This window comes from Kitasatospora sp. NPDC001309, from assembly GCF_042896295.1.
In the GTDB taxonomy this organism is placed as follows: Bacteria; Actinomycetota; Actinomycetes; order Streptomycetales; family Streptomycetaceae; genus Kitasatospora.
In genome coordinates, this window is record NZ_JBIAXC010000025.1 from 61,131 (window position 1) to 82,939 (window position 21,809).

Consider the following 21,809-nt stretch of genomic DNA (forward strand, 5'->3'; position numbering starts at 1 on the left):
TCACACCACCGCCGCCACGAGCGGAGCCGCCACGGGAACGGCGGGGACGACGGCGGGCACTACGGCGGGCATGGCAGGAACGGCGGGGACGGCCGCGGGGCCCAGGGGAACGGCGAGGGGCTGCGGCTGCTCCCGGACCGGGCGCACCGCGCCGTGCTCGTCCGGCAGCCAGAGCCGGGCCGTCCGGCCGCGCACCGCCGAACCGCGCCCCTCGGCCACCACCTCCACCTGACGCCCGGCGAGCTGCCCGTGGCCGTCCCCCAGCCCGAACCAGCGCCCGGACCGCACCCCCAGCCGCAGCACCGCCCCCGGCCACGGCCCGGCCACCAGCAGCACGCAGCCGGTGCGCCGCAGCACGGCGGCCAGACGGGCGGCCAGCTTCGGGGGCACCGGCCCGTCCGGGCGCAGCATGATCAGTTCGACCGCGCCGGCCAGCACCGACACCACCTCGGGCCAGTGCCGCCCCGGGTCGTCGGCGACCAGCAGGCGGCGCAGGTCCAGGCCGTACCCCTCGGCGGCGGCGAGGCCCAGCTCCGGCAGCCCGACCGCGGCCGCCCAGCCGCCCCCGGTCTCCCGGACCCCGGCGGCCAGCGCGAGCAGCAGTCCGGCGTCCCCGCCCGCCACCGACACCGCCGTCCCGCGCCGCAGTCCGCCGTCCGGCAGTACCTCGCGCAGGGCGGGCACCACGGGCACCAGTCCGCGCCCGGCCGCCTGCCCAGCCGTCAAGCCAGCCGTCATCCCGTCCGTCAACCCGTCCGTCCGCACGCTCTCGGACGCGGGCACGGCAGCCGGGAGCGCCACCGGCCGCAGCACGGGGCGTGCGGGCTGCTGTTCGACGGTGGATTCGAAAGAAGGTTCGAAAACGGGCACAGCCCCAGGATCGAACATCCGTTCGCAAAGATTCAAGTCCACCCCACCACCCCCATCCGTCACGCTCCGTGTCGGATGCGCCGAATGCCGGAGCCCCCTTGGCTCTTCCAGGTGACCGACAACCCTTTTTTCCTTGACAAATTTTTTTGTCGGTCGGATGCTGGAGAGGTGCTGGACGTCGCCGTGATCGAAGAACCCGCCGCGGCCGAGGCCTCCCTGGACCCGATCCGGTCCCGGATCCTCGCCGCCCTCGCCGAGCCCGGCTCGGCCGCCATGCTGGCCACCCGGCTGGAACTGCCCCGGCAGAAGGTCAACTACCACCTGAAAGAACTGGAACGGCACGGACTCGTCGAACTCGCCGAGGAACGACGCAAGGGCAACGTCACCGAACGGGTGTACCGCGCCACCGCCGCCTCCTACGTGATCTCCCCCAGCGTCCTGGCCGCCGTGAGCCCCGACCCCTCCCGTTCCCCCGACCAGCTCTCCGCCCGCTGGCTGCTCGCCCTGGGCTCCCGGCTGGTGCAGGAGGTCGGGGCCCTGCTCACCGGCGCCTCCCGCGCCGGGCGCCGGGTCGCCTCCTTCGGCATCGACGCCCAGGTGCGGTTCGCCTCCGCCGCCGACCGGACGGCCTTCGCCGAGGAACTGTCCCTGGCCGTGGCCACCCTGGTCAGCCGCTACCACGACGAGTCCGCCCCCGGGGGCCGCAGCCACCGGGTGGTCGTCGGACTCCACCAGATCCCCTCGGCACCGCAACCCGAGGACGACCGACCGCAACCCGCGGACACCCGACCGCGGCCCACGGACACCCGACCGCGGCCCACGGACACCCGACCGCGGCCCGAGGCCGACCAGGAGAACCGGACATGACCCACCCCTTCGAGATCGAACTGGAGACGACCCTCCCGGCGAGCCCGGAACAGGTCTGGGAGGCCATCGCCACCGGACCGGGCCTCGACTCCTGGTTCATGGGCCGCAACGAACTCGATCCGCGCGAGGGCGGAACCGCCGGCATGGAGATCGGCGGCCACCGCACGGAGGCGGTGGTCACCGCCCACGAGCCCGGCAAGCGCCTGGCCACCCGCACCGCCACCGCCGAGGACGGCCGGTTCATGGCCTTCGAGTACCTGATCGAGGGCCGGGACGGCGGCAGCACCGTGCTCCGCGTCGTCCACAGCGGCCTGCTCGGCGACGACTGGCAGGACGAGTACGACGCGCTGCGCCGCGGCTGGCCGTTCCACCTGCACACGCTCCGCGAGTACCTCACCCACTTCCCCGGCCGCACCGGCACCCCGGTCTTCGCCGCGGCGCCCGGAGGCGGACGCCCGGACCCGGAGGTCCGCGGCCTGCTCGCCGACGCCCTGTCACTGCCGCTCCCGGTCACCGTGGGTGCCCGGGCCCACGCCGGACCGGCCGGACTGCCCGCACTGGACGGGGAGGTGGTCTGGGCGGACGACGAACGCTTCGAACTCCGCACCGCCGACGGGCTCTACACCTTCCACCACGGCGCGGGGACGGTGCTGATGTTCCACCACCTCTTCGGGCCCGCGACGGACGGGGCCGAAGCCGCCTGGCAGCGATGGCTGGCCGGGCTCCTCGCCTGACCGACGCGCACGCATCGCCCGTCCGACATCCGCAGAGCCACGAGAACCGTAGACCCGCGAGAACCGCAGTCCCGAGAGCCGCAGTCCCACAAGAACCGCAGAGCCACGAGAACCGAGGAACCACCCATGCGTACCCTGATCAGCACCGCCTTCGTCTCGCTCGACGGCGTCGTCGAGGCCCCCGGCGGCGAACCCGGCTACCGGAACTCCGGCTGGACCTTCAAGGACGTCGAGTTCGTCCCCGAGGCCTACGAGATCAAGGGACAGGAGCAGGAGGAGGCCACCGCGATGCTGCTGGGCCGGGTCAGCTACCAGGCGTTCAGCCCGGTGTGGCCGGACATGCCGGAGTTCGCCCGCTACAAGACGCTGCCGAAGTACGTCGTCTCCACCACCCTCACCGAGGACGACCTGGTGTCGAACTGGGGCGAGACCACCATCCTGCGCTCGGTCGACCAGGTCGCGGCCCTCAAGGAGACCGAGGGCGGGCCGATCATCCTGCACGGCAGCGCCGCCCTGAACCACAGCCTCTCGGACGCCGGCCTGATCGACCGCTACCACCTGCTCGTCTACCCGCTGCTGCTCGGCGCGGGCAAGCGCCTGTTCAGCGCCACGGACAAGGACGCCCAGAAGCTGGAGCTGGTCGAGCACCAGGTCTACGGCAACGGCCTGCAGAAGCAGATCTTCGACGTCGTGCGCTGACCGGCGTTCCCGCCGCGCGTTCCCGGCGTTCCTGGTGTGCGTTCCCGGCGTTCCCGCCGCGCGTTCCCGGCATGCGTTCCCGGCGCCCGGGCCTGTTGCGGACCGCCGGGGACACGGATACTCGACCCATGGGACTCCTCGTCTTCGTCACCCTGCCCGGGCTGGTGGTGCTGCTCACCGTGCTGGCCCTGGTCGACCAGTTGCTGCTGCGCGCCGGACGGGCCGGGCTGCTGCCCTGGCGGACCCCGGCGCGACAGGGCCAGATCTCCGCCACCGGCTTCGAGCAGCTGCACGCCAGCTTCTCGGCGGGCAAGCAGCACGAGCTCAAGGAGCGGCAGTCCTCGCTGATGCAGCGCGACGACGACGAGAACGGCGCACCGCGCAACCCCACCGGGGTGGACCTGGCCCGGGGCACGGCGGTGATCCGGCGGGGCTGACCGGGCAGGAGGGCTGACGTCCCGTCACGCTTGAACCGGTCGGTCTTAAACCGGTGGACAGGCTCCCGGCCGTCACCAGACTGATCCCATGACGGCGAACGACGACAAGAACGACCTGCGGATCTACGTCCAGGACGCCCGCGACGCCCTGCTGTGGAAGCTGGACGGCCTCTCCGAGTACGACCTCCGGCGACCGCTCACACCCACCGGCACCAACCTCCTGGGGCTGGTCAAGCACGTCACCGGGGCCGAGGCGCTGTACCTCGGCGAGACCTTCGGGCGCCCCTTCCCCGAACCGACCCCGCTGTGGTTCGTCGGCACCGACGAGCCGAACGGCGACCTGTGGGCCCGGGCCGAGGAGAGCACCGAGGAGGTCCTCGGGCGCTACCGCCGGGTCTGGGCGCACTCGGACGCCACCATCGAGGCGCTGCCGCTGGACGCCGTCGGCCGGCTCCCGTTCGGCGACCGCCCGCAGCAGACCCTGCACCGGGTACTCGTCCACCTGATCGCCGAGACCCACCGGCACGCCGGCCACGCCGACCTGGTCCGCGAACTCATCGACGGCGCCACCGGCCAGCGGTCCGACGGCGCCAACACGGCCCCCGGCGACGCCTCGTGGTGGCGGGCCCACCACGACCGGGTGGAGCAGGCGGCCCGACGGGCCGGCGGACTCGCTTGAGCCCGGGGGCGGGAGTGGGAGCGGGGACAGGGATGGGGACAGGGACGGGGGCGGGGGCGGACACGGGGCGGGCGTCAGGACGTCCGTACGGTGCGCGCAGTGCGGGGGCGCCGCCGTCCGGAGCATCGGGCAGTTCCTGCACCAGGGGCGGGAGTTGTGGTGGGACGCCGAGCTGCACTGCCCGTCCTGCGGCCCGCACCTGTGCGAGCACGCGGGCCCGGAGGCGATGCCGACGGACGTCCGGGCGGCGCTGCTGGCCGCCCACGGTCCGGCCCGACTGCGGCTCTCCGGTCCGCCCGACGATCCGCCCGGCGATCCGCTCGGGGATCCGCTCGGGGATCCGGTGGCGGCCCTGCGGGTGCTGCGGGACGGGGCCGGGGTCACGCTCCACGAGGCTCACGAACTGCTCGACGAACTACGGGAGTTCGGGCTGAGTGGGACGGCCGTCGAGATGGCGTGGTGGCAGGTGCAGCTGGCTGAGCGGGGTGTCGCGGCGGAGGTCGAGGAGGGCTTCGGGCGGGCGTACCGCTATGTGGGGCCGCCGGAGTTGTACCCGTCGGGGCCGCGGTCGGCGGAGTTGCGGCCAGCGGGGATGCAGCCGTCGGAATTGCGGCCGTAGGCCCCCGGGAATCCGGGCGGCCGACCCGTACGCGCCGAGGGCGAGTTCGCCGCCTGGACGGGCGGGCGGTGCGGCATCGTCCGGGAGGGGCACCACGTCTGCGTCTTCTGCGACGCGGACCTGCCGGAGCGGTGGAACGTGGACGAGGTGGTGCACCCGTAGGCACCGGCACGAAGGGGTGGGTGCGGACTCGCAGCTTCGAGGGGGCGGACCCGGGGGCCGGCTGCCGGCCGGGGAAACCGCCGTGGCGCTGTCGGGTCGGCCCGCTAGGGTCGGGTGGAACAGGGGGCGGAACGGGGAAGGGCGGGGCACGTGGAGTGTGTGCGGGTGGCCGGGGTGCCGGGTGGCGTGGTGCACGAGGGGAGCCGGGAGTTCCTGGTGCGGGAGGGGCTGCCGGCGGCCGGGGCGTTCCTGGACTTCCGGGTGCTCGGCGGCGGCTCGCTGAAGGCCTTCCCGACCGCCGGCGCGGAGCGGCTCTTCATCCTCGGGGAGACGGACTACTGCACCCCCTTCGCCCCCGTCGGCGACCTGGTGCTGCTGGACGGGACCACCGGCGAGGTGCTCCTCGGCAACGGCGGCCCCCGACGGGACCTGCTGGCCTCCGACCTGCCCGCACTGGCCGCGCTGGTACGGGAGGTGGAGGCCGTGGGCGAAGCGGCCCGGCGCCCGGAGGCGCTGGACGGACGGCGCGGGCCCGCGGTGGTGGCCGAGGTGACGGCCGGTGCCGAGCGGCGGATGCGGGAAATCGACCCCGGGCTGTTCGGGCGCGACGCCACGCCCGCGCACTGGAGTACGGCCCTGCTGGTCCGCGCACTGGGCTGGGGCGCGCTGCCCGGCGGCCCGGGCGGCCCCGCGTACCGGGTCGACACCGAACTGGTCGCCGAGCTCGCGGCGCTGACCGACGAGGACGGCGGGGCGGGCCGGGTGCACCGGTTCCGGCCGGAGTCGCTGCCCGCCGCGCTCACCCACGAGCCGACCCGCCGACTGCTGACCGAGGTCGGCCTGCCGCTCGGCGGCGCGATGTTCGGGGTGTGCGAGGAGCCGCTGGTCACCATGGCGGAGGCGTACCCCGAGTACTTCGACGGCGAGGAGGAACGCCCGTACCAGCGGGACTACCTCGCGCTCGGGGACTGGCCGTCCGACCTCACCATCGCCCTGGACGGCGCCACCGGGCGGCTGGAACTGCCCGACTGGTACGACGACGGGCAGCCCGAGGCCTACCTCAACCGCGACCTGACCGCCCTGCTCTACGCCCTGTGGACGTACGAGCGGCTGCGCGCCGAGTGGGAGCGCTGGGAGCACGGCCGGGAACGCGGCGGCGAGCACGGCCGCGAGCACGGTGGCGAGCACGGCCGGGGTCGGGACACCTGGGCGGTGTTCGACCCGCAGTCGCTGCTGAGCACCGTGGTGGACCGGCTGGTCGAGGGCGTCGACCCGGAGGCCTTCGCCTCGCCCGGGCGGTCCTGGCGGCTGCTCGCGGAGGACGGGCACCTGGGCGGGCTGCTCGGCTGAACGCCGGGGGGACGCTCCTCCCTCGGCCGGCGCCGCCGCGCCGGTACGCTGCCCCGGTGACGAACATCCGTACGGCGGCCGGGCGAAGACGGGTGGTGCTCCTCGGCATCGGCGCCGGCCTCTCCCTCACCTCGGCGGGCGCGCTGTACGCCCTGCTGTACGTGCGGTCGCTGGACTACGGGGAGCGCTGCGAGCGCGGCCTGGTATCGGGCGGCGGTCGGCTGCTGGAGACGGGCGCCTCCTGGCTCCCGCCGGACGCCTGGTGCCGGTTCGAGGACCGGAGCCTGTCCACCACGCCGTTCTGGGCGCTGCTGCTGTTCTACGCACTGCTGACCGTGGTGGTCTGGTCGGTCATCGCGCTGGTGCACACCGTCCGTCCGCGTCCGGACCCGGGGCTGGACTGGCAGCCGAGGCACGGTACCGGGCCGGGCTGGTAGGCGCGCAGGTGGTTGTGCCGGTGGGGGCGGTGGGGGCCGCGCCGCTGAGGGCGGTGCTGGTGGCCGTGCTCACCGGTGCTGCGGGCGGTCGGCGGCGGGTGCGCAGCGGGGACAGGTAGACCGGCAGGAAGGCCGTCGCGAGGACGGCCCCGCCGAGCCAGAGCGTGGTGCGCAGGCCGAGGAGTTCGCCGAGCAGCCCGGAGAGCGCGGAGCCGATCGCGAGCGCGCCGAAGAGCAGGAAGCGGAAAGTGGCGTTCATCCGGCCGAGCAGGTGGTCCGAGGTCATCCGCTGACGCAGGCTCACCCCGAGCACGTTGTCCATGCCGGTCTTGAGCGAGACCAGCAGCCAGCCCGCCCCGGCCAGGAACAGCCACGGCCCGCCGACGATCATCGGCACCAGCAGTCCGGCGGGCGCCAGGCACAGACCCGCCAGGGCGAGGGTGCGACCGTCACCGAACCGGGCCGAGACCGGGCGGGCGCAGCGCGAACCGAGCAGGATGCCGACCCCGCCGACCGCCCAGAACAGGCCCAACGCCCAGGCCGGGAGGTTCAGTTCACGGACGAACAGCACCGGGAGCAGGGTGTTGACCAGTTGCGAGCCGAGGTTGTTGAGGGAGGCGGTGGCGGCCAGGGCCCGCAGCTCCGGGTTGCCGAGGACGTGCCTCAGGCCCTCGGCGATCTGCGCGCCGAGGCCGGGGACGGGGACGGGGACGGGGACGGGGATGACGGGGCGGGTGGCGGTGTCGGGGTGGGCGGCCGTGGGGACGTCATCGGCGGGGATGTCGGCGGCGGGGACGTCATCGGCGGGGGTGCGGCGCAGCGCGGTGAGCCGCAGGGCGGAGCCGAGGTGGCTGAGCGCGGTCACCGCGATCGCCAGTGGCGCGGTGAGCAACTGGACCAGCATCCCGCCCGCACCGCGTCCGGCGACGTTGCCGACCGCCATCAGCCCGACCACGGCGGAGTTCGCGTCCACCAGATGCTCCCGGCCGACCAGCCCGGGTAGCACGCTCTGCGAGCCGACGTCGAAGAAGACCGTGGCACCGCCGGTGAGCAGCGCGACCGCGTACAGCTGCCCGAGGGTGAGCCCGCCGAGCCACCAGGCCAGCGGGACGGAGGCGTAGAGCGCGGCCTTCACCAGGTCGGCCACGATCAGGACGCGGCGGTGGTGCATCCGGTCGACCCAGGCGCCGGCGGGCAGCCCGATCAGCAGGAAGGCGAGGGTGCTCAGGGTGGCGAGCAGACCGGCCTGGCCGGGGCCCGCGCCGAGGGCCTCGACGGCGACCAGGGGGACGGCGACGTAGCCGACGTTGGTGCCGAGTTGGGTGAGAGCGGTGGCGGTGAAGAGGGTGCGGAAGTCGGGGATCCGCCAGAGGGAGTCGGGGCGCATGGTCCGTTCAGTCACGTGCGAGGTCCGGGAGGACGGGGGCGGGGTCCGGGAGGACGGGGGCGGGGTCCGGGAGGACGGGGGCGGGGTCCGGGAGGACGGGGGCGGGGTCCGGGAGGACGGGGGCGGGGGCGGAGGCCGGGGCGGGGGCGGGCTTCGGCCGGTGCTTCACGAGGAACACCCCGGCCAGGACGACGGCCATCCCGGCCACCGCCCGTGCGGTCAGCTGCTCACCGAGGAACAGGGCGCCGAGCGCGGTGGACACGACCGGCAGCAGGTAGCCGACGGTGGCGGCACCGGTCGGGCCCTCGGTGGCGATCAGGCGGTAGTTGAGGTGGAAGGTCAGCCCGGTGCAGGCGATGCCGAGGACGGTGACGGCGGCCAGGCCGAGCGGATCGGCGCCGGCGAGCGGGTTCAGCGGGCCGACCGTGGGCAGGGCGATCGCGCTCAGCCCGGCGGCGGCGGAGAGCTGGGCGGCGGAGAGGGCGAGCGGGGCGGTGTCCGTCCCGGCGAATGCCCGGGCCATGTAGGCGAAGGCGATGGCGTAACTCGCCGCCGCGCCGAGCAGGGTGAGCGCCCCGGGGATGCTGATGCCCCCGCCGGCGCCGCCGATCCCATCACCGATTCCGTCACCGATTCCGCCGCCGTCGCGCCACGGGGCGAGGATCAGCAGCACGCCGGCGAAGCCGAGCAGCAGACCGACGAGGCGCAGTGGGCCCCGGGCCCGCTCGGTCCCGAGGGCGAAGCCGATCAGCAGCGACCAGAGCGGGGTGGTCGCGTGCAGCACCCCGGCCAGGCCGGAGCCGACGCTGCGTTCGCCGTAGGCGGTCAGCAGGAACGGCAGGGCGTTGCAGAAGAACGCGGCCACGGCGAGCCGCCGCCAGAGCGCGCCGCCGCGTGGCAGACGTTGCCCGGCGGAGCGGGCGAGCAACAGCAGGACGGCGGCGCCGAGGGCGGCGCGCAGCACGGTGATCTGCACCGGGGTGAGCCCGTGCTGCAGCGCGATCCTGATCCAGAGGAAGCCTGAGCCCCAGAGCAGGGCGAGGACGGCCATCCGCAGCACGGTCCAGCTCCTTGTCGATGGTGGTGTCGGTCGGGTTTCGGGGTGCCCGATGACGGTCGCGCGCGGTGATCACTTAGCACAAGCGAAAAGTTCTGAACCACCTTTAAGCTGCGCTGCATGATTGCCTCACTCGACGTCCGCCGGATGCAGGTGCTGCGCGCCGTGGTCGACCACGGCTCGGTGAGCGCGGCCGCCGGCGCACTCGGCTACACCCCGTCCGCCGTCAGCCAGCAGGTGGCGACGCTGGAGCGGGAGACCGGGACGGCGCTGCTGGAACGGATCGGGCGCGGCGTGCGACCGACCGCCGCCGGACTGCTGCTCGCCGGGCACGCGGCAGCCATCGACCGGCAGGTCGCCGAGGCGGGCGCGGCACTGGCCGACCTGCGGGCCGGACGGACCGGCTGCCTGACCGTCCGGTACTTCACCACGGCCGGTTCCGCCCTGGTGGCACCCGCGTTGGCCGTCTTCCGCCGCGAGTACCCGGGCGTTCGGCTCGACCTGGGCCTGACCGACCCCGTCGACCCGCTCATCGAGGTGCGGGACGGCCGGGCCGACCTCGCGGTGGTGTTCCGGGCCGAGGACGCCCCGACCGGGCTGCGGTTGGTGCACTTGCAGGACGATCCGTACCGCGCCGTACTGCCCCGGGGCCACCGGCTGGCCGGGCGGCGCGTGCTGGACCTGTCCGAGCTGGCGGAGGAGCCCTGGGTCGGCGCCGAGCCGCCCGGCCCCTGTCGGAGCCTGGTGGAGGACGCCTGCGACGCGGCCGGATTCCGTCCGGCACTCGCGGTGGACGGCGCGGACTACGTCACCGCGCAGGGCTTCGTCGCGGCGGGGCTGGGAGTGTCGCTGCTTCCGGAACTGGGCCTGACGCAGCGCCACCCGGGCGTCACGGTCTGCCGGGTGCGCGGCCCGGAGCCGGTACGGACCCTGCACGCCGCCGTACGGGAGGGTGCCTGGGGGCAGCCGGTGCTCGGGGCGCTGGTGGCAGCACTCCGATCGGTGGCAGCTCCCGCGTCGGCGGTGCGGACGGTGTAGGTGGCGGGGGGTGGGTTGTCGGCGGAGTGGGCGACGGAGGCGGTGCGGGCGATCACCGCCCGCGCGGCGCAGGCGGTGATCGCGCGCGCGGCGCACGCGGTGATCGGGCTGCAGCGGTCGGACTTGAAGTTGCCGCAGCGGCAGCTCCTACGGTCGTGACCGGGGCCGGAGGAACCGGCCCCGGTCCGAGCGGACGTGCACGGTGACGGAACGGGGCGACAGCCCCGCAGGAGAGGAGACGGCGATGGCCTGGCCGATCGCGGAAGTCGCCCGGATGTCGGGCGTGACGGCCCGCACCTTGCGGCACTACGCCGAGATCGGGCTGCTGCCCCCGGCCTGGATCGGCTCCAACGGCCACCGCTACTACGAGGAGCGGCAGTTGCTGAAGCTGCAGCAGATCCTCGTGCTGCGGGCACTGGGCGTGGGGCTGACCGAGATCTCCCGGATCGTCGGCGCCCAGGTCGACGAACTGGAGGCCCTGCGGGGCCACCACCGCCGACTGGTCGCCGAGCGCGACCGGCTCGACACCCTGGCCGCCACCGTCTCGCGCACGATCGCCGACCTGGAACGCTCCCGGAAGGACGGCACACCCATGACCAGCATCAACCGGCCCGAGAACCTGTTCGACGGCATCCAGCCCGCCGACATCGAGAGCAGCCTGCGGGACTTCCCCGAGCACATCGAGGCCACCCGGCTCGCGACCGCCGGGATGACCCCGGCGGAGATCGAAGCCGGCCAGCGCGAGCGGACCGCGCGGATGGTCCGCCTGGCGGAACTGATGGCCGCCGGCCACCCGGCCGAGGGCGAGCGCACGCAGCAGATGGTCGCTGAGGACTACCGAGTACTCATCGGTCTGCGGACCGGTGTTCCGCTGGACGAGTACCTCGCCCTCGCCCGCTCGTGCACGGAGAACGAGCAGTGGAGCGCCGCGTACGAGGCCATCGCTCCCGGGCTGGCTGCCTACCAGCGCGCCGCCATGGAGGCGTACGCGGCGGCTCGGCTCTCCTGAGCCGAGGCACGGGGCTCGGACCGGCGGCCCGACCCCGCCCGGTGGGGCGGGGGCGGCTCGGCGGAGCCGCCCCCATCGGGGAGTCCGCACGGCAGCCCCCGCCCCCCGGTGGCCGTCCCGGTCCGGGTCGGCCACCGCGGTCCTGGTCGGCCACCCCGCCGGAAGTCGCCCCGGGGGCGCCCCGGCGTCACTCCGTCCGCAGGGCCGTGACCGTCCGGGTGCGGGCGGCCCAGGTCGCGGGCAGGAGGGCGCCGAGCAGGGCCAGCGCCACCCCGCCGCATATCAGCGGCCCCACCACCGACGGGGCGAACACCGTGAGGTCCGCGTCCGGCACCCCGATGCCGGCGGCGCGGGCCATCGCCGGCATCACCAGGTGGTGCACCCCGATCCCGATCGGGACCCCGATCAGCCCGGCCACCAGCCCGCTGCCGCAGACGGAGGTGAGCACCATGCCGACGGTCTGCCGGGGCGACATCCCGAGGGCCTTGAACACCCCCAGGTCGTGCACCCGTTCCCGGGTGTCCAGCAGCACGGTGTTGAGCACCCCGAGCCCCGCGACCACCGCGAGCAGCAGGGTGAGCGTGCCCGCCAGGGTGTTCATCGCCAGCACCACGATGTTGAGGCGGCCCTCACCGGGGTCGGCGCTCAGCCCCATCGGCTTCACCACTGCGTCCAGTCCGTCGGCGTAGGACGGCGCGTCGGTGCCCGAGGTGAGGTCGATGTGGAAGGAGACCGCTTCGGCGTGGATCGCGCCGCCGAGTGGCTCCAGCGAGGCGCGGTCCACGAACACCACGTCCTGGGTGGTCATGACCTCCCCGGTGATCTTCGCCGGGGTGGTGCGCCCGTGGTCGGTGAGGGTGACGGTGTCACCGACCTTCTTCTGGTTGGCCCGCAGGAAGGCGGCGCTGACCACCGTCTCGCCGGGGCCGTGGAACCAGTGGCCCGTGACCAGTTGGAAGCCGCTCCAGGAGGCGTCGCCGGTGAAGGCGACCAGTTCGTAGCGATCGGTGGCCCCGGCCACCGTGGCCGCGGCGGGCACGGTGCTGTACCAGGCCCTGGTCCCGGGACGGGATTCGATCGCCTTCACCACGGCCGCCTCGTCCACGTGGTCGACCGGGGCGGAGCCGTCGACCGGGACCTGGACCAGGACCTTGCCCGCGCTGTCCGCCGCCAGGCCGTCCTGGATCGACCCCAGGGAGAGCGTCAGCCCGACGCAGAGGGTGACCCCGGCCGTGCCGAGCACCACCGCGGCGGCGGTGGTCGCCGAGCGGCCCGGCCGGTTCAGCGGGGACGCCAGCCCGAGGCTGAGCGCTCGCGGCACCGGAAGCCGGCCGATCAGGTCCTGCGCCGCGGACAAGAGGCCCGCCGGACCGGCCCGACCCGTCGTGCCCCTGGCCGCCGCCCGCTTGGTGCCGGGCGCCGTCCGGCCGACCGCGAGCGCCTCGACCGTGCGCAGCCGTCCGGCCCTCAGCGCCGGCACCAGCGCGGTGCCGACCACTGCGGCCAGGGCCGCGCCCGCGACCACCACGTCCACCCAGACCGGGATGCCGAGCAGACCGCCGCGCAGGGCCTTGCGGGCCACTCCCAGCACCGGTACGGACAGCAGGTTTCCCCCGAGCACGCCGAGTGCGGTGCCGACCCCGGCGGGGATCAGCGCCTGGCCGACGTAGGCGCGCGCCACCTGGGCCGGGGTGAAGCCCAGGGCCTTGAGGATGCCGATCCGCCGGGTGGCGGCGCTCACGGCGCCGCTGACCACCACGCCGATGATCAGCACCGACATGGCCAGGCCGAGCACCCCGAAGGCCGTGACGAACGGGACGAAGGTCGACGCCGTCCGGTTGGCCTCCTCCCGGGCGGGCCGGTAGGTGGTCGCCTTGGTGAGCGCACCGCTCGGCACCGCGGCGGCGATCGCCGCGTGGTCGGCGTCCACCTCGGCGTCACTGCCCGCGTGGGCGAAGCGGTAGAGGTACTGGGCGGCGGGCGTCGTGCCGGGCGCCGTCAGCCCCGCCACCTGCTCGGGGGCGACCCAGCCGTCCGCGCTCCAGGAGACCGAGTCGGCCAGGCCGACGACCTTGAGCGTCGGGCGCCCGGGCAGGTCGGGGAACTGCGCGGTGTCGCCCACCGACAGCGGGGAGCGCCCGTTCAGGAACACCACCTCGCCGGGGCCCGCGATCCAGCGGCCCCTGGTGACCCGCAGGTCGTCCATCGGGCCGTCCTGGGCCCGGCCGACCAGCGTCATCGGCGGCAGCAGGCTGCCGGCCGGCGGGATCCTGCTGTCCTGGCCGGCCCGCGGCTGGAGGGTGACCGCCGGGTAGGGGCCGGCCGAGGCCGTCACCCCGGGCACGTGCGCGGCCGCGGCGAGTTGGGCGGGGCTCGCCTTCGTCGGGTCGTACAGCACGTTGAGGTGGGCGCCGTGCTGGTCGGCGAAGGCGCGCTCGTACGGGCCCTGGGCGGCGACCACCAGCCCGAGGGCGAGGATGCACGCCGTCACGGACATCATCGTGGTGAGCACCATGACCAGGGTCTGCACCCGCTTGCGGCCCACCCCCGCCCGGACCACCTTGCCCATCACACTCATGCGCCCACCCCGCTCCGGTCGCCGGGGAGCGACGCGGCGGCCGTGTCCCTGACCAGGCGGCCGTCGAGCAGCTCGATCGTCCGGTCGGCGCAGGCCTCGGCGAGCGCGGTGTCATGGGTGACCAGCAGGATCGTCTGGCCCTCGGCGTTGAGCCCGCGGAGCAGCTCGCGGACGTCGGCGGCGGAGGCGGTGTCCAGCGCCCCGGTCGGCTCGTCGGCCAGCAGCAGCGGCGGACGGTTCATCAGCGCCCGGGCCACCGCGACGCGCTGGCGCTCGCCGCCGGAGAGCCGGCCCGGGAAGGCCTTGGCGTGCCGGGCCACCCCGAGCCGCTCCAGCAGCTCCCCCGCCCGGGCCCGGGCCGCCTCCCGCCGCATCCCGGCGAGTTGGGCCGGGAGCAGCACGTTGTCCTCGACGTTCAGGTCGTCCAGCAGGTTGAAGAACTGGAACACCATGCCGATCCTGGTCCGCCGGTACTCGGCGAGCGCGGCCTCGCCGAGTTCGTGGACGGCCACGCCGTCCACCTCGACGCCGCCCTCGCTCGGACGGTCGAGGCCGGCGACCAGGTTCAGCAGGGTGGACTTGCCGCTGCCCGAGCGGCCGAGCACGGCCACCGCCTCGCCGGCCCGCACCTCGAGGTCGAGCCCGGCCAGGGCGGGACGGGCTGCGTCGGATCGCTCGTACGTCTTGCTGACGCCGCGGATCCTGATGATCGGCGCGTTCACGGGCCCTCCACGGTTCGGGGTCCGGCTCCGGGAGGCCCGGGACCGGCTGACGGAACATCACGCTACGAAGCCGCGACCGGGCCCGGACAGCCGTCTGGGCGGCCTCCTGGGGGTGTATCCAGATACACCCCGAACTGGGTGTTCAGGCCTAGAGCGCCGGACGATCACGCCGGGCAGACTGACTCCGCGGAAGATCGGGACGGACGCCCACCGAGGGCTCCGGAACACAGACTTCGGGCCCCGCGGGGCCCGGGACGGAAAGGGGGCCGACATGGGGGTGGGAGTGATCACCGGGGTGGCTCGACGGCTGGGCCGGGCCTGCGCGGACGGTGTGCGCGCCTGGTACGTGGCGACGATGGCCGTGACGGGGCTGATCTCGCTGCTGGCCGGGCCGATCGTGCTGGGTTCCGCGCTGTTCGGCCCGGACGAGTCCGGGCACTTCGGGCCGGGCGGGCCGCTGATCCTGACGGTGCCACTGGGGCCGGTCGCCCTCTGGGCGCTCTGCTGGGCCACCGGCGGCTCCGGCCGGGCGGTGGGGGCCGTGCTGTTCGCCCCGGGCGCGCTCGCGGTGACGGCGACCCACCTGTACGGCGGCGCCGCGCCCGGCGGCCGGTCCGTCTCGCTCTGGCTGGCACCGTCGCTGCTGGTGCTCGGGCTGTTCGGCGCGCGCTGGATCGCCACCGAGAGCCGACGCGTCGTCGAGCGGTGGAGCGGGCGGCCGGTCCCGGCGCCGTACCACCGCCCGGTCGGCGACGCCGGCGCCTGGCAACGGCTGCGGGCCGGCGGCTGGTTGGCCGACCCGGCGACCTGGCGGGACCTCGCCTGGACGCTCCTCACCGGATCCGCCGTACTACTGACGGCCGCGGTCGTGGTGCTGACACCGCTCGCGATGGAGGTCTTCGGCCGGAACGGGCTGCTGTTCCCGCTGATGATCGTCTACGGCATGGGCCTCTGGGTGGCCCCGTTCGCCCTCCTGTGGGCCGCACCGCCCGTCCTGAGGGTGCACGAGAGGGCGGCCAGGTCCCTGCTCGGGCCCTCCCGGCAGACCGAACTCGCCCGCCAGGTCAGCCATCTGGCGCGCACCAGGGCGGACACCATCGACGCCGGGGCGGCCGAGCTGCGCCGGATCGAGCGGGACCTCCACGACGGGGCGCAGGCCCGGCTGGTGGCGCTGGGCATGCTGCTGACCGTCGCCGAGCAGGTGAAGCACGACCCGGACGCCCTCGGGCCGCTGCTCGCCGAGGCGCGGACGTCCTCGGTCAAGGCGCTCAGCGAGCTACGGGACTTGGTCCGGGGCATCCATCCCCCGGTCCTGGCCGACCGAGGCCTGGCCGACGCGGTGGAGGCCACCGCGCTGGACCTGCCCCTTCCGGTCACCTTCACCGGCGGGCTGCCCGGCCGGGCGCCGGCTCCGGTGGAGTCGGCCGCCTACTTCGCAGTGAGCGAACTGCTGGCCAACGCGGTGAAACACGCCGGGGCCTCGCACTTGTGGATCGAGATAGGGCACAGTGACGGGCTGCTGCGGATATCGGTCACCGACGACGGGCGCGGAGGCGCGGACCCGTCCCAGGGCACCGGCCTCAGTGGAACCGAACGCCGACTGGCCGCCTTCGACGGGGTACTCGCGATCAGCAGTCCGTCCGGCGGACCGACCATCGTGAACCTGGAGATCCCGTGCGCGTTGTCATCGCCGAAGACCTCTTCCTCCTCCGGGACGGGCTGACCCGGTTGCTGGAGGCCAACGGCATGAAGGTCACCGCGGCGGTCGAGAACGGCGAGCAGCTGCTCGCCGCGATCGCCGCCGACCGGCCCGACATCGCCGTGGTCGACGTGCGGCTGCCGCCGAGCTTCACGGACGAAGGGCTGCGCGCGGCACTCGCGGCCCGGCAGGCCCACCCGGGACTCCCCGTACTGGTGCTCTCACAGTTCGTGGAGCAGCTCTACGCCCGTGAGCTGCTGGCCGGCAGCTCCGGCGGGATCGGCTACCTGCTCAAGGACCGCGTGCTGGACGGTGCCCAGTTTCTCGACGCCGTCCGCCGGGTCTCCCAGGGCGGTACGGCCATGGACCCGGAGGTGATCACCCGACTGCTCACCCACAACTCCTCGGCCGGCCCGGTCTCCACCCTCTCCCCGCGCGAGCGGCAGGTGCTGGCGCTGATGGCCGAGGGCCGCTCCAACGCGGCGATCGCCCAGCAGCTGGTGATCACCGAGCGGGCGGTCGCCAAGCACACCGCGTCGATCTTCGTCCGTCTCGACCTCCAGCCCTCCGACGACGACAACCGCCGGGTCCTGGCCGTCCTGGCCTACCTCAACAACTCCTGAGGGCCTCGACGTCCCCGGAAGGAGACGTCCCCGGAAGGACTGGAGCACGAGGGAGGAGGCAAGGACGGGAGGCAGCGGGACCAAGCAGGCAGGAAGGGAAGCAACTGCGATTGATTGAGCACGGACAAGTGAGGGGTGCCCCTCCGCGCCAGGGGGCTCGCCCTCCACCGAACGGGTCATCTACCCTGGTGAGGTGCTCATCCTTGTTCGCCGCCGCCACGTGGACCTGCTCCGCGTGACGACCATGTCCTGTCGACGCTCCGGCTGAACCTCGCGCCACCCACCCTCACGGCAGCCCCGACGCGGCCGCCACCACCTCCCGGCTACCCGGAGCACCCGCCGCACCAGGCGCGGCTCCGGCCTTCCCTGGTCGACCACCGGGACCAGCCGGGACGAGACCAGCGGATGTCACACATGACGCAGCAGTACACGCCCATATCCGGTACCGGCTCCACCCCGGAGGCGCACCCCGAGGCCCTCCCGGTGATCGACCTCTCGCTCGCCGACGGCAGCCCCGAGGACCGCCGCCGCCTGCACGACGAGCTCCGCGCCGCCGCCACCGGCGTCGGCTTCTTCCAGCTCGTCGGCCACGGCATCACCCCGGAGGAGACGGCCGCGCTCACCGGAGCCATGCGCGCCTTCTTCGCCCTCCCCGAGGCCGACCGGCTCTCCGTGAGCAACCTCAACTCCCCCCACTACCGCGGCTACACCCGCACCGGCGACGAGCGCACCGGCGGCAGCCAGGACTGGCGCGACCAGCTGGACATCGGCGCCGAGCTGCCCCCGCACACCCCCGGAAGCGGCGAGCCCCCGTACTGGTGGCTGGAGGGCCCCAACCAGTGGCCGGCCGCGTTGCCCGAGCTGCGCACCGCCGCGCTCGGCTGGATCGACCACCTCGGCGCGGTCGCCCGCCGCCTGCTGCACGAGCTCCTCGCCTCGATCGGCGCCCGCCCCGACTTCTACGACGACGCCTTCGCGGGCCACCCCCACCTGCGGCTCAAGCTGGTCCGCTACCCGGGCACCGCACCGGACGGCGCCGGCCAGGGCGTCGGCGCCCACAAGGACTACGGGTTCATCACCCTGCTCCTCCAGGACACCGTCGGCGGCCTCCAGGTGGAGCGCCCGGACGGCACCTTCCTGAACGTCCCGCCGCTCGACGGCGCCTTCGTGGTCAACCTCGGCGAGCTGCTGGAGGTGGCCACCGACGGCTACCTCAAGGCGACCAGCCACCGCGTGGTCAGCCCGGCCGGAGCCCGCGAGCGCTACTCCGTCCCCTTCTTCTACAACCCCCGCCTCGACGCCCACGTCGAGCCGCTCGACTTCCCCCTCGCCCACCACGCCCCCGGCGCCACCGAGGACCCGGCCAACCCGCTCTTCGCCGACTTCGGCTTCAACGAGTGGAAGGGCTACACCCGGGCCCACCCCGAGGTCACCCGCCGCCACCACGCCGCCCTCGCCTGACCCGCCACCTGCGAGGGACCCACCGCCTGCGAGGACCCACCGCCCGCGCGGGACCCACAGGCGACCCGAAACCGGCGCCCGCCCCGACACCGGGGCCGGCGCCGGTTCGCCGTCTCCGGGCCGCGACTCCCGGACCGCCGCTCCCGGACGGCCGTCCCCGTTTCGCCGTCCCCGGGGCGCCCACCCCGTCCGATGGACCTGATCGCACCGCACTGTCACACTGCAGCTGTCACAGCAGGAGTGTGCCAGCGCGGGAGGCAGCAGATGGGGGAGCACGGCGCCGGGGTGGGCGAGGTGCGGCTGACGGTGGACGAGTTGGCGGCGCGGGCCGGGGTGACGGTGCGGACGGTGCGGTTCTACGGGACGAAGGGGCTGCTCCCGCCGCCGGAACTGGGCCCGCGGCGGGTAGGGCTGTACGGGGCCGCGCACCTGGACCGGCTGGGGCTGATCGAGGAGTTGCAGCGGCAGGGGCTGACCCTGGCCGCGATCGAGCGCTACCTGGCCCGGCTGCCGGAGGACAGCACCCCGCTGGGCCTGGCCATCCACCGGGCGCTGGTGGCGTCCTGGACGCCGGAGACCGCCGAGGAGGTGGGCCGCGCCCAGTTGGAGCGGCGCGCCGGTCGGGGGTTGTCGGAGGAGCAGGTGGAACGCCTGGTCGCGATGGGGGCGCTGGAGCGCACCGCCGACCCGGAGGTGTTCCGGACGGATCCGGGCCTGCTGCCGCTGGGCGTGCGGATCCTGGACGTGCCGATCCCGCTGGAGACGCTGCTGGCCGCCCGGGCGGTGGTGGTGGAGCACAGCCGGGCGACCGCGCGGGAGTTGCAGCGGCTGTTCCGGGAGACGGTCTGGAAGCCGTACCGGGAGAGCGAGCCGGATCCGGCGGAGCTGGCCCGGATGAAGGAGCTGACCGACCACATCCAGCCGATGGTGGCGCAGGCGCTGGTCACCGCGTTCCAACGCTTCCTGCGCGAGGAGTTGGGCGACGAGCTGGGCGAGGAGCCGATCGAGAAGTCGGGCGAGAGGTCGGGCGAGGAGTCGGGCGGGGAAACCGGCAACTAGCAGGAGCCGGGTGGGGCCGTGCCCTCGCGCGCACGCCCCCACCCGGCCCGCCCGCCCTGTCCCGGGCAGTCGGTGACGAACAGTCAGTGACGATCAGTCGGTGACGATCAGTCGGTGAAGGATCAGTCGGTGAAGGTCCGCCCCTCCGCCGCGATCCGCTCCAGCAGGGCCGGCGGCGCGAACCGCTCGCCGTAGGCGGCGGCGAGCTCGCGGGCGCGGGCCGCGAAGCCGGCCGGGCCGCCCGGGTAGCCGTTGATGTACTGGAAGACGCCGCCCGTCCAGGCCGGGAAGCCGATGCCCAGGATGGAGCCCACGTTGGCGTCGGCGACCGAGGTGAGCACGCCCTCCTCCAGGCAGCGCACCGAGTCGATCGCCTCGCTGAACAGCATCCGCTCCTTGAGGTCCTCGAACGGGACCTCCGCGGGGTCGACCGGTCCGGTGCCACCGGCGAAGTGCTCCAGCAGCCCCGGCCAGAGCCGGCCGCGCTTGCCGGCCGCGCCGTACTCGTAGAAGCCCGCGCCGCCGCTGCGCCCGGGGCGGCCGAACTCGTCGACCATCCGGTCCACCACCGCGTCCGCCGGGTGCGGGGTCCAGGTGCCGCCGGCGGCCTCGACCGCGCGCCGGTACTCGTCGCGGATCTTGCGCGGCAGGGTGAGGGTGAGCTCGTCCATCAGGGAGAGCACCTTGGCGGGGTAGCCGGCCTGGGCGGCGGCCTGCTCGACGGAGGCCGGGTGGATGCCCTCGCCGACCATGGCGACGCCCTCGTTGAGGAACTGGCCGATCACCCGCGAGGTGAAGAAGCCCCGGGAGTCGTTGACCACGATCGGGGTCCTGTCGATCTGCCGGACCAAGTCGAAGGCGCGGGCGAGCGCCTCGTCGCCGGTCTGCGGGCCCCGGATGATCTCGACCAGGCGCATCTTGTCGACCGGCGAGAAGAAGTGCAGGCCGATGAAGTCGCCGGTGCGCCGGACGCCTTCGGCGAGCACCCCGATCGGCAGGGTGGAGGTGTTGGAGCAGAGCAGCGCGTCCGGGGCGACCACGCCCTCGATCTCCTGGAACACCTTGTGCTTGAGCTCGGTGTTCTCGAAGACGGCCTCGATCACCGCGTCGCAGCCGGCCAGGTCGGCGGCGTCGCCGGTGGGGGTGATCCGGGCCAGCAGCTCGTCGCGCTGCGCCTCGGTGGAGCGGCCGCGGGCGATCGCCTTGTTCAGCAGGCCCTCGGAGTAGGCCTTTCCGCGCTCGGCGGCCTCGGTGCTGACGTCCTTGAGCACGACCTCGATGCCGGCCTTGGCGCAGGCGTACGCGATGCCGGCACCCATCATCCCGGCGCCGAGCACCGCGACCTTGCGGACCAGCTGCTTCTCGACGTCCTTGGGCCGCCCCGCGCCGGAGTTGACCGCCTGCATGTCGAAGAACAGCGCCTGGATCATGTTCTTGCTGGTCTGCCCGCAGGCCAGCTCGGTGAAGTAGCGGGCCTCGATCACCATCGCGGTGTCGACGTCGACCTGGCTGCTCTCCACCGCGGTGGCCAGCACGTTGCGCGGGGCCGGGTAGGGCGCGCCGTTGAGCTGCTTGCGCAGGTTGGCCGGGAAGGCGGGCAGGTTGGCGGCGAAGGCGGGGGTGGCGGGGGTGCCGCCGGGAATCTTGTAGCCCTTGACGTCCCAGGGCTGGACGGCGGTCGGGTTGGCCTCGATCCAGGCCTTCGCCCGGGCCGTCAACTCCTCCGGGGTGTCGACCAGTTCGTGCACCAGTCCGTGCTCCAGCGCCTGCGCCGGGCGGTACTGGCGGCCCTGCAGCAGGAACTTCAGCAGGGCGTCGGTGATGCCGAACAGCCGCACCGTGCGGACCACGCCGCCGCCGCCCGGGAGCAGGCCGAGGGTGACCTCGGGCAGGCCGATCCGGCTGGCGGGGGTGTCCAGCGCGATCCGGTGGTGGCAGGCGAGGGCGATCTCCAGACCGCCGCCGAGGGCGCTGCCGTTGACGGCGGCGACGACCGGCTTGCCGAGGGTCTCCAGCTTGCGCAGCGAGCGCTTGATCCGCATGGACTTCTCGAAGACGGCCTCGGCGTCCTCGGGGCGGGCGGCGGACAGCATCCGCAGGTCTCCCCCGGCGAAGAAGGTCTTCTTGCCGGAGGTGACCACCACGCCGCGCAACGCGTCGCCGAGGCCGGCCAGCCGCTCGACGGTGGCCTCGAAGTCGGCCGTGAAGGCCTCGTTCATGGTGTTGACGGACTGGGTGGGGTCGTCGAGGACGAGGGTGACCACGCCGTCCCGGTCCTGCTCCCAGCGGATGGTGGTGGTGTCGCTCATGGGTTCAAGGTCT

Annotated in this window: 20 protein-coding genes; 14 read left to right on the forward strand and 6 right to left on the reverse strand. The window is 74.1% G+C overall.

What is annotated here, in order from left to right; genetic code table 11:
- Complete coding sequence (locus tag ACFY2K_RS24155; RefSeq protein ID WP_387713896.1) at positions 1 to 726, reverse strand: hypothetical protein; 726 nt, start codon at positions 724 to 726, stop codon at positions 1 to 3.
- Between the two features lie 312 nt (positions 727 to 1,038).
- Here ACFY2K_RS24155 and ACFY2K_RS24160 point away from each other — a divergent pair, with 312 nt between their 5' ends.
- The 8 genes from ACFY2K_RS24160 (at position 1,039) to ACFY2K_RS24195 (ending at position 6,854) form a co-directional block, all read left to right on the forward strand.
- Positions 1,039 to 1,737 carry a helix-turn-helix domain-containing protein gene (locus ACFY2K_RS24160; protein ID WP_387713898.1) on the forward strand — a complete coding sequence of 233 codons (699 nt, stop codon included), beginning with the start codon at positions 1,039 to 1,041 and terminating at the stop codon, positions 1,735 to 1,737.
- Positions 1,734 to 2,471 (forward strand): SRPBCC domain-containing protein, encoded by a 738-nt coding sequence (locus ACFY2K_RS24165; protein ID WP_380641049.1) that lies wholly within the window; start codon positions 1,734 to 1,736, stop codon positions 2,469 to 2,471. Before ACFY2K_RS24160 ends, ACFY2K_RS24165 begins: the two co-directional genes overlap by 4 nt.
- Positions 2,472 to 2,597: 126 nt before the next feature.
- On the forward strand, positions 2,598 to 3,170 hold the full coding sequence (locus ACFY2K_RS24170; RefSeq protein ID WP_375891204.1) for a dihydrofolate reductase family protein: 573 nt from the start codon (positions 2,598 to 2,600) through the stop codon (positions 3,168 to 3,170).
- Between the two features lie 128 nt (positions 3,171 to 3,298).
- A complete protein-coding gene (locus ACFY2K_RS24175) occupies positions 3,299 to 3,607 on the forward strand; it encodes a DUF6191 domain-containing protein (protein WP_375891202.1) in 309 nt (102 codons plus the stop codon).
- An 88-nt stretch (positions 3,608 to 3,695) separates the two neighbouring features.
- A complete protein-coding gene (locus tag ACFY2K_RS24180; RefSeq protein ID WP_375891200.1) occupies positions 3,696 to 4,286 on the forward strand; it encodes a DinB family protein in 591 nt (196 codons plus the stop codon).
- Positions 4,287 to 4,440: 154 nt separating this feature from the next.
- A complete protein-coding gene (locus ACFY2K_RS24185) occupies positions 4,441 to 4,905 on the forward strand; it encodes a hypothetical protein (protein ID WP_380523538.1) in 465 nt (154 codons plus the stop codon).
- 327 nt (positions 4,906 to 5,232) lie between these two features.
- On the forward strand, positions 5,233 to 6,417 hold the full coding sequence (locus ACFY2K_RS24190) for an SUKH-4 family immunity protein (RefSeq protein ID WP_387713903.1): 1,185 nt from the start codon (positions 5,233 to 5,235) through the stop codon (positions 6,415 to 6,417).
- Positions 6,418 to 6,473: 56 nt separating this feature from the next.
- A complete protein-coding gene (locus ACFY2K_RS24195; RefSeq protein WP_375891194.1) occupies positions 6,474 to 6,854 on the forward strand; it encodes a hypothetical protein in 381 nt (126 codons plus the stop codon).
- Here ACFY2K_RS24195 and ACFY2K_RS24200 read toward each other — a convergent pair.
- Together ACFY2K_RS24200 and ACFY2K_RS24205 are read right to left on the reverse strand one after the other, a co-directional pair.
- Positions 6,769 to 8,241, reverse strand: coding sequence for an MFS transporter (locus ACFY2K_RS24200; RefSeq protein WP_387713978.1), 1,473 nt, complete (start codon positions 8,239 to 8,241; stop codon positions 6,769 to 6,771). The genes ACFY2K_RS24195 and ACFY2K_RS24200 overlap by 86 nt on opposite strands.
- A 7-nt stretch (positions 8,242 to 8,248) precedes the next feature.
- Positions 8,249 to 9,292, reverse strand: a complete 1,044-nt coding sequence (locus ACFY2K_RS24205) for an EamA family transporter (RefSeq protein WP_387713980.1) — start codon at positions 9,290 to 9,292, stop codon at positions 8,249 to 8,251.
- 153 nt (positions 9,293 to 9,445) lie between these two features.
- Here ACFY2K_RS24205 and ACFY2K_RS24210 point away from each other — a divergent pair, with 153 nt between their 5' ends.
- Together ACFY2K_RS24210 and ACFY2K_RS24215 are read left to right on the forward strand one after the other, a co-directional pair.
- A complete protein-coding gene (locus ACFY2K_RS24210; protein WP_380523598.1) occupies positions 9,446 to 10,336 on the forward strand; it encodes a LysR family transcriptional regulator in 891 nt (296 codons plus the stop codon).
- Between the two features lie 244 nt (positions 10,337 to 10,580).
- Positions 10,581 to 11,345 (forward strand): MerR family transcriptional regulator, encoded by a 765-nt coding sequence (locus ACFY2K_RS24215; protein WP_380523543.1) that lies wholly within the window; start codon positions 10,581 to 10,583, stop codon positions 11,343 to 11,345.
- A gap of 187 nt (positions 11,346 to 11,532) precedes the next feature.
- On the opposite strand, the gene ACFY2K_RS24220 is transcribed toward ACFY2K_RS24215, so the two are convergent.
- Positions 11,533 to 13,923 carry an FtsX-like permease family protein gene (locus ACFY2K_RS24220; RefSeq protein WP_387713906.1) on the reverse strand — a complete coding sequence of 797 codons (2,391 nt, stop codon included), beginning with the start codon at positions 13,921 to 13,923 and terminating at the stop codon, positions 11,533 to 11,535.
- On the reverse strand, positions 13,920 to 14,645 hold the full coding sequence (locus ACFY2K_RS24225) for an ABC transporter ATP-binding protein (RefSeq protein ID WP_380403129.1): 726 nt from the start codon (positions 14,643 to 14,645) through the stop codon (positions 13,920 to 13,922). The genes ACFY2K_RS24220 and ACFY2K_RS24225 overlap by 4 nt, the downstream gene beginning before the upstream one ends.
- A 271-nt stretch (positions 14,646 to 14,916) precedes the next feature.
- Here ACFY2K_RS24225 and ACFY2K_RS24230 point away from each other — a divergent pair, with 271 nt between their 5' ends.
- The 4 genes from ACFY2K_RS24230 (at position 14,917) to ACFY2K_RS24245 (ending at position 19,487) form a co-directional block, all read left to right on the forward strand.
- A complete protein-coding gene (locus ACFY2K_RS24230; RefSeq protein WP_380523549.1) occupies positions 14,917 to 16,368 on the forward strand; it encodes a histidine kinase in 1,452 nt (483 codons plus the stop codon).
- Positions 16,320 to 16,967, forward strand: coding sequence for a response regulator (locus ACFY2K_RS24235; protein WP_375891184.1), 648 nt, complete (start codon positions 16,320 to 16,322; stop codon positions 16,965 to 16,967). Before ACFY2K_RS24230 ends, ACFY2K_RS24235 begins: the two co-directional genes overlap by 49 nt.
- 414 nt (positions 16,968 to 17,381) lie before the next feature.
- Positions 17,382 to 18,428 (forward strand): isopenicillin N synthase family dioxygenase, encoded by a 1,047-nt coding sequence (locus ACFY2K_RS24240; protein ID WP_380523551.1) that lies wholly within the window; start codon positions 17,382 to 17,384, stop codon positions 18,426 to 18,428.
- A gap of 264 nt (positions 18,429 to 18,692) precedes the next feature.
- Positions 18,693 to 19,487 carry a MerR family transcriptional regulator gene (locus tag ACFY2K_RS24245; protein WP_387713912.1) on the forward strand — a complete coding sequence of 265 codons (795 nt, stop codon included), beginning with the start codon at positions 18,693 to 18,695 and terminating at the stop codon, positions 19,485 to 19,487.
- A 122-nt stretch (positions 19,488 to 19,609) separates the two neighbouring features.
- Here the strand turns inward: ACFY2K_RS24245 and ACFY2K_RS24250 are convergent, their stop codons facing one another.
- On the reverse strand, positions 19,610 to 21,796 hold the full coding sequence (locus ACFY2K_RS24250; protein WP_387713915.1) for a 3-hydroxyacyl-CoA dehydrogenase NAD-binding domain-containing protein: 2,187 nt from the start codon (positions 21,794 to 21,796) through the stop codon (positions 19,610 to 19,612).
- Positions 21,797 to 21,809: the final 13 nt, after the last annotated feature.

What these genes read in the sequence shown, in the direction of transcription:
- ACFY2K_RS24205 (WP_387713980.1), bottom strand. Translation starts at nt 9,292, where the DNA reads ATGGCCGTCCTCGCCCTGCTCTGGGGCTCAGGCTTCCTCTGGATCAGG.
- ACFY2K_RS24175 (WP_375891202.1), top strand. Translation starts at nt 3,299, where the DNA reads ATGGGACTCCTCGTCTTCGTCACCCTGCCCGGGCTGGTGGTGCTGCTC.
- ACFY2K_RS24165 (WP_380641049.1), top strand. Translation starts at nt 1,734, where the DNA reads ATGACCCACCCCTTCGAGATCGAACTGGAGACGACCCTCCCGGCGAGC.
- ACFY2K_RS24240 (WP_380523551.1), top strand. Translation starts at nt 17,382, where the DNA reads ATGACGCAGCAGTACACGCCCATATCCGGTACCGGCTCCACCCCGGAG.
- ACFY2K_RS24170 (WP_375891204.1), top strand. Translation starts at nt 2,598, where the DNA reads ATGCGTACCCTGATCAGCACCGCCTTCGTCTCGCTCGACGGCGTCGTC.
- ACFY2K_RS24180 (WP_375891200.1), top strand. Translation starts at nt 3,696, where the DNA reads ATGACGGCGAACGACGACAAGAACGACCTGCGGATCTACGTCCAGGAC.
- ACFY2K_RS24245 (WP_387713912.1), top strand. Translation starts at nt 18,693, where the DNA reads ATGGGGGAGCACGGCGCCGGGGTGGGCGAGGTGCGGCTGACGGTGGAC.
- ACFY2K_RS24200 (WP_387713978.1), bottom strand. Translation starts at nt 8,241, where the DNA reads ATGCGCCCCGACTCCCTCTGGCGGATCCCCGACTTCCGCACCCTCTTC.
- ACFY2K_RS24210 (WP_380523598.1), top strand. Translation starts at nt 9,446, where the DNA reads ATGCAGGTGCTGCGCGCCGTGGTCGACCACGGCTCGGTGAGCGCGGCC.
- ACFY2K_RS24250 (WP_387713915.1), bottom strand. Translation starts at nt 21,796, where the DNA reads ATGAGCGACACCACCACCATCCGCTGGGAGCAGGACCGGGACGGCGTG.
- ACFY2K_RS24220 (WP_387713906.1), bottom strand. Translation starts at nt 13,923, where the DNA reads ATGAGTGTGATGGGCAAGGTGGTCCGGGCGGGGGTGGGCCGCAAGCGG.
- ACFY2K_RS24215 (WP_380523543.1), top strand. Translation starts at nt 10,581, where the DNA reads ATGGCCTGGCCGATCGCGGAAGTCGCCCGGATGTCGGGCGTGACGGCC.
- ACFY2K_RS24230 (WP_380523549.1), top strand. Translation starts at nt 14,917, where the DNA reads ATGGGGGTGGGAGTGATCACCGGGGTGGCTCGACGGCTGGGCCGGGCC.